Origin of the sequence: Cellulophaga sp. Hel_I_12, assembly GCF_000799565.1 — a bacterium.
Classification (GTDB): Bacteria; Bacteroidota; Bacteroidia; order Flavobacteriales; family Flavobacteriaceae; genus Cellulophaga.
The window spans coordinates 1,072,418-1,088,925 of the sequence record NZ_JUHB01000001.1 but is presented as its reverse complement, the minus strand read 5'-3'; the positions used below and the strand labels follow the sequence as shown (position 1 = coordinate 1,088,925).

The following is a 16,508-nucleotide window of genomic DNA, read 5'->3' as shown; positions in this document are numbered from 1 at the left end:
ACTTAAATTTTATAGTTTTAATTTACTAGTTTTCGTTTCTAAAAGTAAGGTATTATTTATTTCTTCAGCAATAGTGTACCTGGTTTCATTGTTTTTAGCACGCACCATGATTTCTCCTAAAAAGCCTGCTAAAAATAATTGGGTTCCAATGATCATAGCTGTTAACGCGATAAAAAATTGTGGTCTGTCGGTTATTAATCGTCCTGTTTGATGAATAAATAATTTATCAATCCCTAAATATAATGAAAATCCAAAACCGATGATGAACATCATAACCCCCAATGCGCCGAATAAATGCATTGGGCGTTTTCCGAATTTGGAAACAAACCAAATGGTAATTAAATCTAGAAAACCATTAATAAAGCGCTCCATACCAAATTTCGTTTTGCCATATTTTCGCGCTTGGTGTTGTACTATTTTTTCACCAATATTAGAAAACCCTGCATTTTTGGCTAAAACAGGAATATAGCGATGCATTTCGCCCGAAACTTCTATATTTTTTACAACTACTTTATTGAAAGCTTTTAAACCACAATTAAAGTCGTTCAGTTGTACACCACTTGTTTTACGTGCAGCCCAATTAAATAATTTGGAAGGCAGGTTTTTACTTAATACTGCATCGTAGCGCTTTTTTTTCCAGCCCGATACTAAATCGTATTGCTCTTCTATAATAAGTCGGTATAATTCTGGTATTTCTTCAGGATTGTCTTGCAAATCTGCATCCATAGTAATCACTACATCGCCTTTAGTAGCCTTAAAACCAGCATGTAATGCTTGCGATTTACCATAATTTCTTAAAAATCGTACGCCTTGAACACGAGGATCTTGATTGGAAATTTCTATTATTTTTTGCCAAGAAGTATCTGTACTACCATCATCAATAAAAATAATTTCATAGGAAAGTTGGTGGGCCTCCATGACAGAAACAATCCATTGATGAAGTTCATGTAAGGATTCTTCTTCGTTTAATAAGGGTATTACGATAGATAAGTTCATGCACTATTTCTGAAAATATTTTCAAAAATACAATTTTGAGATTAATAAGCTGACTTTTCTTTTTTCATAATTAGTCCCGTTATAAGTCCTACTACAAATCCAAAAATAGTATACATAAAAATTACTGCAGGATAAAAAATCCATGCAAATTGCTTTTGCATTTCTATTCCTTGGTTTATTTGTTCTAAAGATAAAGAAGGGTTTGCTTCCATAGCTTGTTGTTTTTGAATTTCGAACATGTTATCCAAAAAATCGGGTTGCATATAATTGGCGAAAACATAAAAATAAAGAACTGCGATAATTGCACCTATAAATGCAGTTAAACTACCTATTTTCATTCCATGTTTTAGATTCAAATAGCCGGAATTTGCTTTTTTATATTGTACCATGGCTAAAATTATGGCAGTTGCCAAAAGTACATACGGAATTATCTGCACCAATGCGCCATTTTCATATTGCAAATCTGCGGAAAATAGCATTAAGCTAAATATAATACTAAAGACACCAAAAAGTACACCGAAAGTAAATGAGAATTTTCTTGTTTTAAGTTCTAGTTCTTCCATTTTAAATCGATTTTTAGGTTGCTAATTACTTAATTAGCATCAATTTACATAAAAATGTTACGCTAAAACAATTTTTCTATCTAAACGTCTCTTTTGTTTTTAAGACCATCCCTGTAATAAAGGAGGTGATAAAGCCTATCGCTGCATTAAATAAAAGAATAAGCGGATAAGTGATCCAGGACAGTTCTAGTTGCGAAATTACTTTAGCATTTAACTGGTCTTCTGTTATTTCAGGAAATTGTTGTTGCAAGGCTATGCGACTATTTGCCGCGGATACTTCCCAATAATCATCAATAATAAAGTTGCTTAACAAATAGGTAAAAATAATAATCAATACGGAAGCCACTAATGCTGTTATGATGCCAACTCCCAATGCTTCGCTTATACTCAGTGAATTATCATTTTGTTTTTTAAAGGATGCAATGGTAAAACTTATGGGGATGACCAGTGCTAATAATCCAATAAAGGCCTTGGTGATGCTTTTGTCATACAGCAAGCCTAATGCTACCGTAATAATGGTATATAGCACAACCACAAAACCCGTTAGGAGGCCGAAATTAACGCCAAATTTTAAAATTTTAGTCTGATTTGCTGTCATGTAAATAGTCTGTCTTTTTTTGTTCTTATCTATTTCTTAAGATGCTTCCTACAATAAATGAAATTAAAATACCTAGTAAAGAAAATTTAAGAATACTGGTGAAAATACTGAAAATAGAACTTGTTGCTTGTATATTTTCCTCGCCAATCATCATTTTTTCTACATCAGCACCCTTGCCATAAAGATTAGCAAATTCTAAGGCCGCGTTTTTTTGAAATTCAGGATTTACATACGTGTCGTATAAAAAAGACTGTAGGGCAAATAAAGTACCCACAATAACCATAAACATGACACCTACGACTAAAGCTTCACTAAGCGATAATTGTTCTTGGTTGCTTTTTTTATATTTTTTTATCAGGTAAACAATGGCAATAATTTCGAAAACTGCAGCAATAAAGAAGGATGAGTAATAAGGTATTGCGCTGGTTTCTATGAGTTTTAGACCTAGATCTAAAAGTATCCTTGCCATAGCAAATACAATTGCAATAGGGAATACTAAGTTTTTAATATTTGATGAGCTCGTTGTTTTCAATTTTGTGTAATTTTACGCTTGTGAGGCAAAAATAATCTTTATTATTTTGTTTAAATACCAAGGTTGTCAAAATTGTAGTATATTTTTATCATTATCTATTGGTATATCCGGAAAAAATTTTAAATTTGCACCTCGAAAAATACAAGTTATAAAGTTTTAAACTCATGAGAAAAGATATACACCCACAGAATTATAGATTAGTTGCTTTTAAAGACATGTCTAACGAAGATGTTTTTTTAACGAAGTCTACTGCTGATACAAAAGAAACTTTAGAGGTTGATGGTGTAGAATATCCATTAATTAAATTAGAGATTTCAAGAACATCGCACCCGTTCTACACAGGTAAAGCTAAATTGGTAGATACTGCTGGACGTATTGATAAATTCAAAAATAAGTACGACAAATTTAAGAAGTAATAACACTTCTTAACTCTTATAAAAGAAAGTCACGCCCTGATAGATATCGGAGCGTGACTTTTTTTATTTTTGTCTAAAAACGAAACAAATGAATTATATACTTTTTGATGGCACCGTACGCAAAGCACTATTGCCATTTACTTTTACGCGACCTGTTGCCGAAATTCGTATAGGCATACTGACGATTCGAGAAAAGTGGGAGCATTATTTAAAAAGTACCACGACCACGATTACAGAAGAATACCTGTCCGTAAAGTACCCTATGGTTGAAATGGAAGAGAATGTCTTAATCAATGCTTCGTTTTTACCGACTAAAAAATTGGTGGATATGGTCACCGAGTTAACAGTGAACCAAGCTATTTTTTACGGGGAAGATGTCATTGCTTTTTATACCAGCGACACACAAGAGGAGGTTAATTTTGAGACCTATGAAGCCATAGAGTTTCAAGGCGAGGTATGTAGAATTGAAAAAACATGGGATATTTTTTCTAAAAATGCAGCAGCTTTGCAGGCCGACTTTGATTTGATCACCGAAGGCCGAATAAGTGAGCCTATATCTAATACGAACCGCTTAATTTGTCCAGAAAATATTTTTCTTGAAGAAGGAGCAAAAGTAGAACACAGCATTTTAAATGCTACTGAGGGCCCAATTTATATAGGCAAAAATGCCGAAGTTTGGGAGGGAAGTCTTATTCGCGGTGGTTTAGCCTTGTGCGACCATGCGGTAGTTAAAATGGGTGCCAAAATTTATGGAGCCACAACAGTTGGTCCCTATAGTAAAGTCTGCGGAGAAATAAGTAATTCTGTTATTTTTGGTTATTCAAGTAAGGGTCACGAAGGGTATCTGGGGAATGCTGTTTTGGGAGAATGGTGTAATATTGGTGCAGATTCAAATAATTCGAATTTGAAAAATAATTATGCAAAAGTAAAACTCTGGAATTATGAGACGGAGAGTTTTGAACAAACAGGCCTTCAGTTTTGTGGCTTAATGATGGGTGATCATAGTAAATCTGCTATAAATACCATGTTTAATACAGGAACGGTTATTGGGGTCAACTGCAATATTTACGTACCTGGTTTTCCAAGAAACTTTGTTCCTAGTTTTAGTTGGGGTGGAGCTTCAGGATTTATCAGTTATCAACCAGCAAAAGCCTTTGAAGCCGCAAAGGTAATGATGGCGAGGCGAGGGGTCGAATTTACCACTCTTGATGAAGATATTTTAAATCACGTATTCGAGGAGACTAAAAAATGGAGAAAATATTAGTCAAGGTCACTCTAAAATATGAATACCTAGGTTAGGATCTTAAGGGTATCGGCTCGAACATAATTTAAAGCTTCGCTATCTATATTCTTTTTTACTTTCCTAAGCCATCACTATCTTTGCATGGCAGGCATTAATACATAGTAATTAAATAAATACGAGTACATTGAAAAAGAAAGTCGCATTTTATACCTTAGGCTGTAAGCTAAATTTTTCAGAGACATCCACAATTGCAAGAGGCTTTCAGGACGAAGGTTTTGATCGTGTAGATTTCTCAGAGAGGGCCGATATGTATGTGATCAATACCTGTTCGGTGACTGAAAATGCCGATAAGCGCTTTAAAAATATTGTCAAACAAGCTCAAAAAATAAACCCAGAGGCTTTTGTAGCGGCCATTGGCTGTTATGCGCAATTAAAACCAGAAGAATTAGCAGCCGTTGATGGTGTTGATTTGGTGTTAGGCGCTACCGAAAAGTTTAAGATAACGGATTACATCAATGACCTTTCAAAAAACAATTTTGGCGCTATCCATTCGTGCGAAATAGAAGAAGCTGATTTTTATGTGGGCAGTTATGCTATTGGTGATAGAACCCGAGCCTTTCTAAAAGTTCAAGATGGTTGTGATTATAAATGTACCTACTGTACCATTCCTTTAGCCCGTGGTATTTCACGAAGTGATACCTTAGCCAACGTGGTCAAAAATGCTTACGAAATAGCTTCCCAAGACATAAAGGAAATTGTTTTAACGGGAGTTAATATTGGCGATTACGGAAAAGGTGAGTTTGGAAACAAAAAGCATGAGCACACTTTTTACGATTTAGTAGCAGCTTTAGATCAAATTGAAGGCATTCACAGGTTGCGCATATCCTCTATAGAACCTAATCTTTTAAAGAATAAAACAATCGACTTTGTCGCCAAAAGCAATTCTTTTGTGCCTCATTTTCATATTCCCTTGCAGAGTGGAAGTGACGAAATTTTAAAGTTGATGCGTAGGCGTTATTTAAGCGGTTTGTATGTTGATCGTGTTACTAAAATTAAAGAGGTAATGCCAGATGCCTGTATTGGTGTTGATGTCATTGTTGGTTTTCCCGGTGAAACAGACGAATTGTTTTTAAAGACCTACCATTTTTTAAACGAATTAGACATTTCTTATTTACACGTTTTTACCTATTCTGAGCGTGATAACACGGTAGCCGCTAATATGTTGAACGTGGTTCCCAAAAAAGTCAGGAACAAACGCAGTAAAATGTTGCGAAGTTTATCGGTTAAAAAGAGAAGGGCTTTTTACGAAAGTCAATTAGGCAGCATAAGAACTGTTTTATTTGAAGGTGAAAACAAAGCAGGCTATATTCATGGCTTTACCGAAAATTACGTGAAAGTAAAGGCCGCTTGGGATCCTGAATTGGTCAATCAACTTAAAAAAGTAGCCTTAACTAAGATTGATGAAGATGGCTTAGTGCGTTTTGATTTTGTTGAAGCGCATGTTGAAGCATAAAAAAACCTCTCAAAAGAGAGGTTAAAAATATATTTTTCGTAAGGTATAGTACTGCAATTTAGATACGAATTCCAATAGGGAGCATATCTTTGTATTTTCTGTTTTTTCTTAAAAAACCTGCAATTTGTGGGCTCGTTGGTACCACTCGCAGATTTTTTTCCTGAATATCATCAAGAACAGCCCCTAAAAAAGCATCTTTAAAACCCGATTGGGTGATTTCTTCAGGGATAACTAATTTCGTTAAGAAAATTTTTCGTTCTTGTGAAGAATACTCAATCTTCGCTAAATGACCATCAACACTAGTTTCATACTGACGCAAAAAACTATTGTCCTTAATTTGTACTTCATTCATATAGTTTTGATTTTAATTTATGTTTTGAAACCCATGTAAGTTCTCAGATGTTCTGAGCTTCGATTACCATCAGTGAAATATTCGTAATGAAAAAAAATAAGTACGTAAAAGTACTATAATTATCACTAACTTCCTAGCTTTGTGTATCTTTACTTTATACTGATTAATTTGAAAATACCTGTTTATTTAATGCCGGGCATGGCAGCATCTCCTTTGATATTTGAACATCTTAAATTAGCTCCGGAAATTTTTGAAGTACACGAATTATCTTGGTTTATGCCAGAAAAAAATGAAAGCCTTGAAGCATACGCCTTAAAAATGTGTGCCTTAGTGATGCATAAAAATCCTGTTTTAATTGGTGTTTCCTTTGGTGGTATCTTGGTACAAGAAATGGCCAAACAGATGCCTACACGAAAAGTGATTATTATTTCGAGTGTTAAATCATCAAAAGAGTTTCCAAAAAGAATGCAATTTTCGAGGTATACAAAAATTCATAAGTTATTACCCACAAGTTTGGTGCACAATGTAGAGTTACTAGCAAAATATGCTTTTGGGGAAACAGTCACAAAACGATTAGCACTGTATGAAAAGTATTTATCGATCAGAGATAAGGCCTATATAGATTGGTCCATAGATCAGATTATTAACTGGAAAGAAACGACGGTGCTGCCAAATTTAGTGCACATTCAAGGAGATAAAGATGCCGTTTTCCCTATAGAAAATATTCACAACTGTATTTCTGTAAAAAATGGTACCCATACCATGATTATTCACCGGCATAAATGGTTTAATGAGCACCTTCCTACACTAATTTTGGAAAATGAAAGTTCTATATAAACAGCTTGTTTAAACTTTTTACATATAAACGAACATAATATAAACCAGTTCAATATCTTTGAACTACTATAAACGCGATAACTATGAAATTTTTAAAAAATATATTGATGCTATTGGGCGTGCTGTTTGTAGGCAGCACTTTAATTTTTGCCGTACAAAACGTAACGGATGAAAATGAACCTTTAAATAGAGAAATTGCTGCGGAAAATAATACTAAAAATGTTAGTCCGACCTACAAAATAAGCGCGATTGATATTCCAGAAGATTTAAATTTTGCCGGAGAAAAAGTTCCTTTTGATGATCCAGAAATTATGGAACGTGTAGATCGAGAGTTTTTGGTAAATACCTATTGGCAGTCTAATGCCCTTTTATTAATGAAAAGAGCCAATAAATACTTTCCCATTATAGAGCCTATTTTGGCGAAAAATGGTGTTCCGGATGATTTTAAATATTTAGCCGTTGCAGAAAGTGGTTTAGAAAATGTGGTATCTCCAGCGGGAGCTTCTGGTTTTTGGCAGATTATGAAAACTACGGGTAAAGAATACGGACTGGAAATAAATGAAAATATCGATGAGCGGTACCATGTGGAAAAAGCGACTGAAGCAGCATGTGAATACCTAAAAAAGTCAAAAGCTAAATTTGGAAACTGGACCTTAGCTGCAGCGTCTTACAATGCTGGATCTTATGGCATTCAGAAGAACTTAACAGCTCAAGATGTCAATGCCTATTATGATTTGTTATTAGGACAGGAAACAGGTCGCTATGTGTTTCGAATTTTAGCGATTAAAGAAATTTTATCGCATCCCCAAAAGTATGGCTTTGATATACGCAAAGAAGATATGTATACTCAGGTACCTACTTTTAATGTTGAGGTAGATGCTCCGATCAGTAATTTTTCCGATTTTGCTAAGCAATATGAAATTAATTATAAAATCTTAAAACGACACAACCCTTGGTTACGCGAGCCACATTTAAATAATGCGTCTCGAAAAAAATACACCATTGAAATTCCAAATAAGGGCTATTATAAGTTCTCAAAGTAAATAGTAAAAAATCACAACAAAAAAAGAAGCTTTTAAAAAGCTTCTTTTTTTTTATTACAAGATGACCTCATTAAAGTAATAGCCTAGTAAAAAATACCCATAAGAGCAACTAAGCTAAGTATTAAAAGTACGGTGTATGATTTTAATTTTTTAAGAAGAAGTAAATTGTACTTTTTTAAGTAAAACCGGTAGGTCTTACCTTATATTTTTTTCATTTGCTCCTTCATCATCTTTATCTGATCAGCGAGCATATTTTGTTTGTCTAGCTTTTTAGCTTCGTTTAAAAGCATCGTAGCTTCTCTTTTTCTGCGCTTCTGCATGGCGATACCTGCTAAACTTAACTTTGCCATGGCCACATCATAATCCATCGTTAAACCAAGCTTTAAAGCTTTTTTAAAGTATTTTTCAGCAGTGGTTAAATTAGTTTGCGAATAAATAATTCCGTGTAAATAATTAAAATAGCCTTGCTGTTTTACGGTTAAAGCAGCCTCTGGATTTTTTATTTTCGACAACCATTTTTCAGTTCCGGTTAAATCTTGCTTACGCATTCTTAAAAACGCGAGTAGAATTATCTCGTTTCTAAAATATAAAAAGATAAAAATGGTTGAAAAAAGGATTAAAAAAATACCATTTCCAATATTGCCCTCAATAAACTGGTAAACGGCATAGGCAATGATTAAGGCGGCTAGTATTAATTTAAAAATCTTGTTAAACATGATAGTTGTAAATTTGTAATGGAGTTAATTTTAGGTTTTAAATTTTGATTCGGCAAAAGTAATAAAAACAAACTTAAATATTTTTTAAATTAGATTTGTGAAAGCAAAAACTCTTTGTATATTTGCGCCCAGATTTTGCGGACAGAACCGCGGTTTTGAAAAACATTAAAAAGTATTAGAAAATGCCCGGACAAAAAAGAACATACCAGCCATCAAAGCGTAAAAGAAGAAACAAACATGGTTTCAGAGAGCGCATGGCGTCTGTAAATGGAAGAAAAGTAATTGCTAGAAGAAGAGCAAAAGGAAGAAAGAAGCTAACTGTTTCTTCAGAGAACAGACATAAAAAATAAATGATTGAATTGATTTTCAAAATATAAGGTGTTACTTTTTTTTAAGTAACACCTTTTTTTTTGTCTATTTTTAAATATATAATATAACACGCTATAAAATATCAGTACCATGCCGAAGAAAAAAAGTATCAAATCTGTTTTAATTATTGGATCGGGGCCTATTGTAATCGGTCAAGCTTGTGAGTTTGATTATGCCGGCTCTCAATCCTTACGCTCCTTACGTGAAGATGGGATAGAAACTATTTTAATTAATAGTAACCCTGCGACCATCATGACCGACCCGAGTATGGCAGATCATATTTATTTAAAGCCTTTAAACACAAAATCTATCATCGAGATTTTAAAAAAACATCCTAATATTGATGCCGTTTTGCCAACTATGGGAGGCCAAACTGCGTTAAACTTATGTATTGAGGCTGATGAAAAAGGCATTTGGAAAGATTTTGGGGTGGAATTAATTGGCGTGGATATTGCCGCGATCAATATCACTGAAGATCGTGAGAAATTTAGAGAATTGATGCTTAAAATTGGTGTTGGCATGGCACCACAAGCAACAGCAACATCGTTCTTAAAGGGAAAAGAAATTGCACAAGAGTTTGGTTTTCCTTTGGTCATCAGAGCATCGTACACCTTGGGTGGTGCAGGAGCATCGATCGTGTACAAAGCCGAAGATTTTGATGAATTATTAAGTCGTGGTTTAGAAATTTCACCCATCCATGAGGTGATGATCGACAAAGCCTTAATGGGCTGGAAAGAGTATGAATTAGAGTTGCTAAGGGATAAAAACGATAACGTTGTTATTATTTGTGCGATAGAAAACATGGATCCCATGGGCATCCACACTGGAGATTCTATTACCGTAGCTCCAGCGATGACCTTATCGGATAGAACCTACCAGCGCATGCGGGATATGGCCATACACATGATGCGTAGTATCGGTGATTTTGCAGGAGGTTGTAATGTTCAGTTTGCGGTAAGTCCCGATGAAAAAGAAGATATTATTGCCATCGAAATTAATCCAAGAGTATCCCGTTCTTCGGCATTAGCTTCAAAAGCAACCGGATACCCTATTGCAAAAATAGCGACGAAATTAGCGATTGGCTACCACTTAGACGAATTAGATAATCAAATTACAAAATCAACTTCAGCTTTATTTGAGCCTACCTTAGATTACGTCATCGTTAAAATACCGCGCTGGAATTTTGATAAGTTCGAAGGATCTGACCGTACCTTAGGCTTGCAAATGAAATCGGTAGGGGAAGTGATGGGCATTGGACGTTCGTTTCAAGAAGCTTTACATAAAGCGACCCAGTCTTTAGAAATTAAAAGAAACGGCCTAGGTGCTGATGGTAAAGGGTTAAAAGATTATGATAAAATCATCAGCAAACTTACCATTCCGAGTTGGGATCGTGTGTTTATTATATATGATGCAATTCAGTTGGGGATTCCGTTAAGCAGAATTCATGAAATCACCAAGATTGATATGTGGTTCTTAAAACAATACGAAGAACTGCATAAATTAGAGAAAGAAATAGAAACGTATACTATTGAAACCTTACCTAGAGATCTTTTACTAGAAGCCAAGCAAAAAGGTTTTGCAGATCGCCAGATAGCGCACATGCTCGATTGTTATGAGAGTGAAGTGCATAAAAAACGTACAGAACTTAATATTAACCGAGTTTTTAAACTAGTGGATACTTGTGCGGCGGAGTTTAAGGCGATGACGCCGTATTACTATTCTACGTTCGAAGAAGAAATTGAAACCGCAGACGGAAAGCGCTACGTGGCCAACGATAGTATTGTTACAGATAAAAAGAAAATTGTAGTGTTGGGTTCAGGCCCAAACCGCATTGGGCAGGGGATAGAGTTCGATTATTGCTGTGTGCACGGGGTTTTAGCAGCCGCAGAATGTGGCTATGAAACCATTATGATTAATTGTAATCCTGAAACTGTTTCAACCGATTTTGATACCGCAGACAAATTATATTTTGAGCCTGTTTTCTGGGAACATATTTACGATATTATTCTACACGAAAAACCAGAAGGCGTAATTGTGCAGTTAGGCGGACAAACCGCATTGAAATTAGCGGAGAAACTCGATAAGTACGGCATAAAAATTATTGGCACAAGCTTTAAAGCCTTAGATTTAGCCGAAGACAGAGGTAGTTTTTCTAAAATGTTAGAAGAAAATAACATTCCGTTTCCCGAATTCGGAGTCGCTGAAACGGCAGATGAGGCATTGGCGCTTGCGGATAAATTAGACTTCCCGCTTTTAATTAGACCTTCTTATGTTTTAGGAGGACAAGGGATGAAAATTGTGATCAATAAAAAAGAGTTAGAAGAGCATGTCATTGATTTGTTAAAATCGATTCCTGGAAACAAACTGCTTTTAGATCATTATTTAGATGGCGCCATTGAGGCAGAAGCCGATGCTATTTGTGACGGCGAAGATGTCTATATTATCGGTATCATGGAGCATATTGAGCCTTGTGGAATTCATTCTGGAGATTCTAATGCTACTTTGCCACCCTTTAATTTAGGCGAATTTGTAATGCAGCAAATAAAAGATCACACGAAAAAAATTGCCTTGGCATTGAATACCGTGGGACTTATAAATGTTCAGTTTGCGATAAAAGATGATATTGTGTACATCATTGAAGCCAACCCTAGAGCTTCACGGACCGTACCGTTTATTTCAAAGGCCTACAAAGAGCCGTATGTGAATTATGCAACCAAAGTGATGTTGGGTGAGAAAAAAGTGAAGGACTTTAGCTTTAATCCTCAATTAGAAGGCTATGCCATTAAGCAACCTGTGTTCTCTTTTGAGAAATTCCACAATGTCAATAAAAACTTAGGCCCAGAAATGAAGAGTACAGGCGAAAGCATTTTATTTATTGACAGTTTAAAAGACGATGAGTTTTACAACTTATATGCGCGTAGAAAAATGTATTTAAGCAAGTAAAATTTGGAGCGTATAAAAGTTAAAAATCCCCAATTTATTGGGGATTTTTTTATTGAAGTCAAGACTTTTAAGTTTTTTATTAATGCTTTGTTTTACAGGTTAGCTCTAATGTAAGCTCACCACTTTCGACATTTTCCATGTGCCATGATCGTGATGCCACATGATGATGAATTTACTGGGTACAGACTCCGCATCAGGTTCTTCACGGTTGTAAAATTTATGAAACCCTATTTCAACGGCTCCATAATTATTAATGGGATAAACTTCAACCGTTTTTTCTAGTAATACTCGGGTTACTTTACCACAGATATTTTTTTCTGTTCCATCAATAATGTCTTGTTTTGACGTTATGAGTCCACCTTTATCGTGAAAAAACTCAATATTCGCGGCGTATATCGAAGCTTGTTTTTCTAAATCACAAGAATTATAGGCATCAAAAAATTCTTTGTCCTTTACCATAATAGTATCATACAAGGCTTGATCTATGGGAGCATACACTATGCTATCACTTTCTATATTCATTGATTTTTCTGGACGGTAGGTCGATTTTTGGCCTGTTTCAATGGCGACAATTTCTTTTCCATAATCGCCCAAATAGTCGATTAAAATTTTTTCAAAAGCCTTGTATCCGTCATCTACATTGGTAAAAATTAATAGGCCTTGCTTGGTTTTCGGAAATATGAATACAATAGTTTGGACACCTTTATCACTACCACCATGCGATAGGGCATAGTTACCGTCTTTAAAATTATATTTTTCAAAACCAAGTGCAAAATGTTTTCCATTGGTTGAGGCTACTTGATTGCTTTGCATATCATTAAATATAGCTTCAGAAAAGCCATCACCATTTATAACACTACATAAGAAGGTACCATAATCTTTAATCGTGGTGAGTACATCATCTGCACCATTTTCTGTCTTGGGTTTATAGGTGTCATAGCTTTTTCCATCGGCATCAAAGTTTAAAGCTACTCTAGATTCATCGGTATTATGATCCCAAACATAATGGGTATCTTCCATCTTTAAAGGTTCAAAAATGAGTTCAGACGCTAGTTCATGTAAGCTTTTATTAAACTTGTTTACCAATGCTTTTCTAAGGTATTCAAAGCCTTCCCCTGAATATTGATATTGTGTTCCTGGAGTGAACATAAAGGCTAATGTTTCAGTTCTCCAATTGGGAAACCCGCTTTGATGACTTAAAATATGTCGTGTCGTCAGTAATTTAGTTCTAGCATCGTTTTGAATATCAGGATCAATCCAGTATTTGGTTAGCGGTTCATCTAAATTCCATTTTCCTTGACTAGCTAATTTTAGGGCCACAACGGCCGTAATTGGTTTTGTTAATGAAGCCACATTAAATAGGGTATTATAAGGCGCTTTTTGTTCCGGTGTAAGATGGCCATATACTTGTATTTGGCTTAGTTCGCCATTATTTATAATGCCCAAACCCAAAGTAGGTATGTGGTTTTCTTTTAGCCATTTTTCCATTTCAGGGAAGGCCACATTTTGCGATACTAGTAGGGCAGAATTCAAGAATAATAGAAGTAATAACGCGTGCTTTTTCATTGTTGAAATGATTTGATTGTTGAATACGTACAAAACTACTTTCAATCCTCAAAAAAAAGCTAAACTATACCTGCCAATAACACGACAATTGCTTGTCGCCTTTATATAATGCTGAATTTCAATTTGATATAAAGTTGTTTGTTTTTATCTAGTGCGGCTGTATTGCGAAGTATGATATACATATTAACCAATAGCAATAACAGCATAGTCAGTGGAACGAGTTGCTTGCTCAACGGAACTAAATTTCCAAGAAAAATTACGATGAATAGAATGACAGGAAAGGATAAAGTCCATAAAATTTGAAGCGAAACGAGCTGTTTGGTAATGGGATTAATCTGTTTTTTCCAATACATAAGAATTAGGGGAAGAAGGATACTGCCTAATGGAACAATTAAAAGAAGTAAAGAGGATAAATTAATTAATTTAATCCAAAAAAAATTCTCCACTTTAATGTCTGGGTCTGTCTCGTAAAGTGCTTCCTTGTCAATGGCTAAAGCTTTTGCTAAGGCTTCTAAGGTATGGCCTTTTAGTGCTTTCCCTGCTTCAATACGTTGAATGGTTCTTACTGAAATATGTGACTTTTCAGATAGTTGTTGTTGCGTTAGGTTGGCTTTTTCTCTAAATTTTAGCAATTGAGACATGATTCCTCCATTTTTTAGCTTGATAAGAAAGTGGGTATACCCTTAAAAGCAGCTCTAAAAATAACACAAAAATCTGTACAATGAATATTTTTTTGCTTTGGGTTTTTACTGTTGTTGTCACGATCGTAATGCTTAGGTTTACGGGGCAAATTTGTTTTCCTATTTTTTTAGATGGTTTATAATAGTCTTGGATATGATTAGTTACGTGGTTAGCGTACTAAGATAGTAAAGTATCACGGATAGAATAATCCGAAGGATTGTCCGTAAGTCGGGAGGGACCAAAGAATTAATTATATACGGTGCAAGCCCTTCGTTATTTTATTTTGTACTATCATCAGTATTTGAAAGCTCTATAATTTTATTTAATAAAACACTTGCTTTATGATACCTTTTTTCCAATTCTATTAAAGAATATAAACTGTTCTCTAGTTCATTTTCAAAACGTATTTCTTGTAATAAGTCTTTATTTTCAATTTCGAACTTTGTATCCTTTTCATTTTTTTTATTATAATTGTCAATATTAACTAGGGATCCTTTTTCACCTACAAAATAAACTAGTCGGTTTGTATTAGTAGTTGAGCCAGCATGCCATTCTAGGATATCTTCATAAAGTCTATCCCAGTCATAAAAAAGAAGTTTAAGGTTTTCATTTTTCAAAGTTGATAATTTACCAGAATTTTTGATGTCATTTAATACATAAGAACTTGGATTCCAAGTAGGATTAGAGATAGCAAAATAAATTAAGCTATCAATTATATTGTTATTCACTTCAACATTTTTTAAACCTGTATATGATAATAAAGTAGTACTCGCAGTAATTGTATTTTTAACACGTGATAAGTCAATCTCAAGTTCTTTCAAATTCTTCTGGAATTCATTATTTAGATTTTCAGTTAATATTTTTAACGCATTATTTTCCTTTCGATTTTCATTCCATTGATTAATCTGAAGTGCAATTAATATTCCAATTACGACCAAAACAATTTCTCCAATGGCATATTTCAAATACTTTCCAGTTTTATTTTCCATAAGCAAGTTTTGTCTAATTTTTCTAAAGAATTTTATCATTGGTTATTGGTTGGTTATAATGAAGCACAACGATAGGTTTATCATAAGTGCCCTTATTCATATCAGCTGCTTTGGGCTATAATTTATACAGCCCGTTGTTTGTAGTTTTTTATCCGACATTAACATTGAAGAAATAACCAACTAAAGCAGTCAGTCCCATAGCAATTGTTCCCCAAAATGTAATTCGAATAACTGCTTTCGCTATACTTGAACCACCTGTTCTGGCTGCTAATGCTCCTAATATTATTAGAAAAAATAATGCAAAACCATAAAGTGAATATGCCATACTTTTTAACGGAAGAAAAAGTGTTACTAAAAAAGGAAGTAATCCTCCAACTGTGAATGCAGCACCTGAAGCAAAGGCAGCTTGCATTGGTTTAGCTTGACTAATTTCATTAATTCCTAATTCATCTCTAATATGTGCTCCTAATGCATCGTGTTCGGTTAATTCTTTAGCAACAGTTAATGCGGTATCTTTTTTCAGTCCTCTTTTTTCATAAATTTCCGCTAATCGTTGTAATTCAAGTTTGGGCATTTCTTTCAATTCAATTTTTTCGCGCTCAATATCAGCTTTCTCTACGTCTGTTTGTGAACTTACAGAAACATACTCTCCAGCTGCCATCGATAAAGCACCAGCAACTAATCCAGCTAATGTTGCTAAAATAACAGGTTCTCGCATGTCACTCGCAGCAGCAACTCCAATCGCGATACTGGCAGTTGATAAAATTCCATCATTGGCTCCAAGGACAGCAGCTCTTAACCAATTACTTCGATGTATGTAATGATTATCTAGATAATTATCTAAATCGTCTGTTTTTTCTGTCATCTATTCTGGTTGTTTAAATTACACAACGGTCTAGTGTATGATTTCGTTTCGTGTTTATGTACTAAAATTAGCAAAAACAAACCGAATAGAAAATCTGCGAAGATTTTACTTGTTTTTTATCACAGTACTTTGTTGTGTGTAGTGCTTATCACAAGCTTTGATTCCGGCAGGTTTTATTTTTCATATCTAATTTCCATTTTTTAATAAGTATCCAAGTGTAAATATGTCATTTTATTATGAGTAAATATGACAATTATTCAGAATTATGACAAAATTTCTTAGAATA

17 protein-coding genes are annotated in these 16,508 nt (G+C 34.5%); 7 read left to right on the top strand and 10 right to left on the bottom strand.

Annotation, left to right across the window (positions count from 1 at the left end):
* Positions 1–9 precede the first annotated feature (9 nt).
* The 4 genes from GQ45_RS05050 to GQ45_RS05035 all read right to left on the bottom strand — a co-directional run bounded on the left by GQ45_RS05050 (position 10) and on the right by GQ45_RS05035 (position 2,689).
* The gene (locus tag GQ45_RS05050; RefSeq protein WP_047415631.1) at positions 10–996 is read right to left on the bottom strand and encodes a glycosyltransferase family 2 protein; all 987 of its coding nucleotides are present in this window, start codon (positions 994–996) and stop codon (positions 10–12) included.
* A gap of 41 nt (positions 997–1,037) precedes the next feature.
* Complete coding sequence (locus tag GQ45_RS05045) at positions 1,038–1,559, bottom strand: DUF4199 domain-containing protein (protein ID WP_047415629.1); 522 nt, start codon at positions 1,557–1,559, stop codon at positions 1,038–1,040.
* Positions 1,560–1,635: 76 nt separating this feature from the next.
* Positions 1,636–2,157, bottom strand: a complete 522-nt coding sequence (locus tag GQ45_RS05040) for a DUF4199 domain-containing protein (RefSeq protein WP_047415627.1) — start codon at positions 2,155–2,157, stop codon at positions 1,636–1,638.
* 25 nt (positions 2,158–2,182) lie between these two features.
* Positions 2,183–2,689, bottom strand: coding sequence for a DUF4199 domain-containing protein (locus tag GQ45_RS05035; protein WP_047415624.1), 507 nt, complete (start codon positions 2,687–2,689; stop codon positions 2,183–2,185).
* 164 nt (positions 2,690–2,853) lie between these two features.
* Here GQ45_RS05035 and GQ45_RS05030 point away from each other — a divergent pair, with 164 nt between their 5' ends.
* The 3 genes from GQ45_RS05030 to mtaB all read left to right on the top strand — a co-directional run bounded on the left by GQ45_RS05030 (position 2,854) and on the right by mtaB (position 5,861).
* On the top strand, positions 2,854–3,105 hold the full coding sequence (locus GQ45_RS05030) for a type B 50S ribosomal protein L31 (protein WP_047415621.1): 252 nt from the start codon (positions 2,854–2,856) through the stop codon (positions 3,103–3,105).
* Between the two features lie 88 nt (positions 3,106–3,193).
* On the top strand, positions 3,194–4,369 hold the full coding sequence (locus GQ45_RS05025) for a GlmU family protein (RefSeq protein ID WP_047415619.1): 1,176 nt from the start codon (positions 3,194–3,196) through the stop codon (positions 4,367–4,369).
* Positions 4,370–4,532: 163 nt separating this feature from the next.
* Complete coding sequence (gene mtaB, locus GQ45_RS05020) at positions 4,533–5,861, top strand: tRNA (N(6)-L-threonylcarbamoyladenosine(37)-C(2))-methylthiotransferase MtaB (protein WP_047415617.1); 1,329 nt, start codon at positions 4,533–4,535, stop codon at positions 5,859–5,861.
* Positions 5,862–5,919: 58 nt separating this feature from the next.
* Here mtaB and GQ45_RS05015 read toward each other — a convergent pair whose 3' ends face one another.
* Positions 5,920–6,213, bottom strand: a complete 294-nt coding sequence (locus GQ45_RS05015) for a GNAT family N-acetyltransferase (protein ID WP_047415614.1) — start codon at positions 6,211–6,213, stop codon at positions 5,920–5,922.
* Between the two features lie 189 nt (positions 6,214–6,402).
* Between GQ45_RS05015 and GQ45_RS05010 the strand changes: the two genes are divergently transcribed.
* Positions 6,403–7,050, top strand: coding sequence for an alpha/beta fold hydrolase (locus tag GQ45_RS05010; RefSeq protein ID WP_047415612.1), 648 nt, complete (start codon positions 6,403–6,405; stop codon positions 7,048–7,050).
* Positions 7,051–7,133: 83 nt separating this feature from the next.
* On the top strand, positions 7,134–8,093 hold the full coding sequence (locus GQ45_RS05005) for a lytic transglycosylase domain-containing protein (protein WP_047415610.1): 960 nt from the start codon (positions 7,134–7,136) through the stop codon (positions 8,091–8,093).
* Positions 8,094–8,293: 200 nt separating this feature from the next.
* Here GQ45_RS05005 and GQ45_RS05000 read toward each other — a convergent pair whose 3' ends face one another.
* Positions 8,294–8,809 carry a hypothetical protein gene (locus GQ45_RS05000; protein WP_047415608.1) on the bottom strand — a complete coding sequence of 172 codons (516 nt, stop codon included), beginning with the start codon at positions 8,807–8,809 and terminating at the stop codon, positions 8,294–8,296.
* A 182-nt stretch (positions 8,810–8,991) separates the two neighbouring features.
* Here GQ45_RS05000 and rpmH point away from each other — a divergent pair, with 182 nt between their 5' ends.
* Together rpmH and carB are read left to right on the top strand one after the other, a co-directional pair.
* The gene (gene rpmH / locus GQ45_RS04995; RefSeq protein WP_047415605.1) at positions 8,992–9,159 is read left to right on the top strand and encodes a 50S ribosomal protein L34; all 168 of its coding nucleotides are present in this window, start codon (positions 8,992–8,994) and stop codon (positions 9,157–9,159) included.
* Between the two features lie 109 nt (positions 9,160–9,268).
* Positions 9,269–12,121 (top strand): carbamoyl-phosphate synthase large subunit, encoded by a 2,853-nt coding sequence (gene carB / locus GQ45_RS04990; RefSeq protein ID WP_047415602.1) that lies wholly within the window; start codon positions 9,269–9,271, stop codon positions 12,119–12,121.
* Positions 12,122–12,226: 105 nt separating this feature from the next.
* Here the strand turns inward: carB and GQ45_RS17495 are convergent, their stop codons facing one another.
* The 4 genes from GQ45_RS17495 to GQ45_RS04970 all read right to left on the bottom strand — a co-directional run bounded on the left by GQ45_RS17495 (position 12,227) and on the right by GQ45_RS04970 (position 16,222).
* Entirely contained in the window at positions 12,227–13,687 is a 1,461-nt protein-coding gene (locus GQ45_RS17495) for a serine hydrolase (protein ID WP_052188125.1), read from the bottom strand.
* Between the two features lie 101 nt (positions 13,688–13,788).
* On the bottom strand, positions 13,789–14,328 hold the full coding sequence (locus GQ45_RS04980; protein WP_047415599.1) for a helix-turn-helix domain-containing protein: 540 nt from the start codon (positions 14,326–14,328) through the stop codon (positions 13,789–13,791).
* Between the two features lie 318 nt (positions 14,329–14,646).
* Positions 14,647–15,357 (bottom strand): hypothetical protein, encoded by a 711-nt coding sequence (locus tag GQ45_RS18210; RefSeq protein ID WP_052188124.1) that lies wholly within the window; start codon positions 15,355–15,357, stop codon positions 14,647–14,649.
* A gap of 148 nt (positions 15,358–15,505) precedes the next feature.
* On the bottom strand, positions 15,506–16,222 hold the full coding sequence (locus GQ45_RS04970) for a VIT family protein (RefSeq protein ID WP_047415596.1): 717 nt from the start codon (positions 16,220–16,222) through the stop codon (positions 15,506–15,508).
* Positions 16,223–16,508: the final 286 nt, after the last annotated feature.

What these genes read in the sequence shown, in the direction of transcription:
- carB (WP_047415602.1), top strand. Translation starts at nt 9,269, where the DNA reads ATGCCGAAGAAAAAAAGTATCAAATCTGTTTTAATTATTGGATCGGGG.
- GQ45_RS04970 (WP_047415596.1), bottom strand. Translation starts at nt 16,222, where the DNA reads ATGACAGAAAAAACAGACGATTTAGATAATTATCTAGATAATCATTAC.
- GQ45_RS05040 (WP_047415627.1), bottom strand. Translation starts at nt 2,157, where the DNA reads ATGACAGCAAATCAGACTAAAATTTTAAAATTTGGCGTTAATTTCGGC.
- GQ45_RS05050 (WP_047415631.1), bottom strand. Translation starts at nt 996, where the DNA reads ATGAACTTATCTATCGTAATACCCTTATTAAACGAAGAAGAATCCTTA.
- GQ45_RS17495 (WP_052188125.1), bottom strand. Translation starts at nt 13,687, where the DNA reads ATGAAAAAGCACGCGTTATTACTTCTATTATTCTTGAATTCTGCCCTA.
- GQ45_RS05030 (WP_047415621.1), top strand. Translation starts at nt 2,854, where the DNA reads ATGAGAAAAGATATACACCCACAGAATTATAGATTAGTTGCTTTTAAA.
- GQ45_RS05015 (WP_047415614.1), bottom strand. Translation starts at nt 6,213, where the DNA reads ATGAATGAAGTACAAATTAAGGACAATAGTTTTTTGCGTCAGTATGAA.
- GQ45_RS05000 (WP_047415608.1), bottom strand. Translation starts at nt 8,809, where the DNA reads ATGTTTAACAAGATTTTTAAATTAATACTAGCCGCCTTAATCATTGCC.
- GQ45_RS18210 (WP_052188124.1), bottom strand. Translation starts at nt 15,357, where the DNA reads ATGGAAAATAAAACTGGAAAGTATTTGAAATATGCCATTGGAGAAATT.
- GQ45_RS04980 (WP_047415599.1), bottom strand. Translation starts at nt 14,328, where the DNA reads ATGTCTCAATTGCTAAAATTTAGAGAAAAAGCCAACCTAACGCAACAA.
- GQ45_RS05045 (WP_047415629.1), bottom strand. Translation starts at nt 1,559, where the DNA reads ATGGAAGAACTAGAACTTAAAACAAGAAAATTCTCATTTACTTTCGGT.
- rpmH (WP_047415605.1), top strand. Translation starts at nt 8,992, where the DNA reads ATGCCCGGACAAAAAAGAACATACCAGCCATCAAAGCGTAAAAGAAGA.
- GQ45_RS05010 (WP_047415612.1), top strand. Translation starts at nt 6,403, where the DNA reads ATGCCGGGCATGGCAGCATCTCCTTTGATATTTGAACATCTTAAATTA.
- GQ45_RS05025 (WP_047415619.1), top strand. Translation starts at nt 3,194, where the DNA reads ATGAATTATATACTTTTTGATGGCACCGTACGCAAAGCACTATTGCCA.
- GQ45_RS05005 (WP_047415610.1), top strand. Translation starts at nt 7,134, where the DNA reads ATGAAATTTTTAAAAAATATATTGATGCTATTGGGCGTGCTGTTTGTA.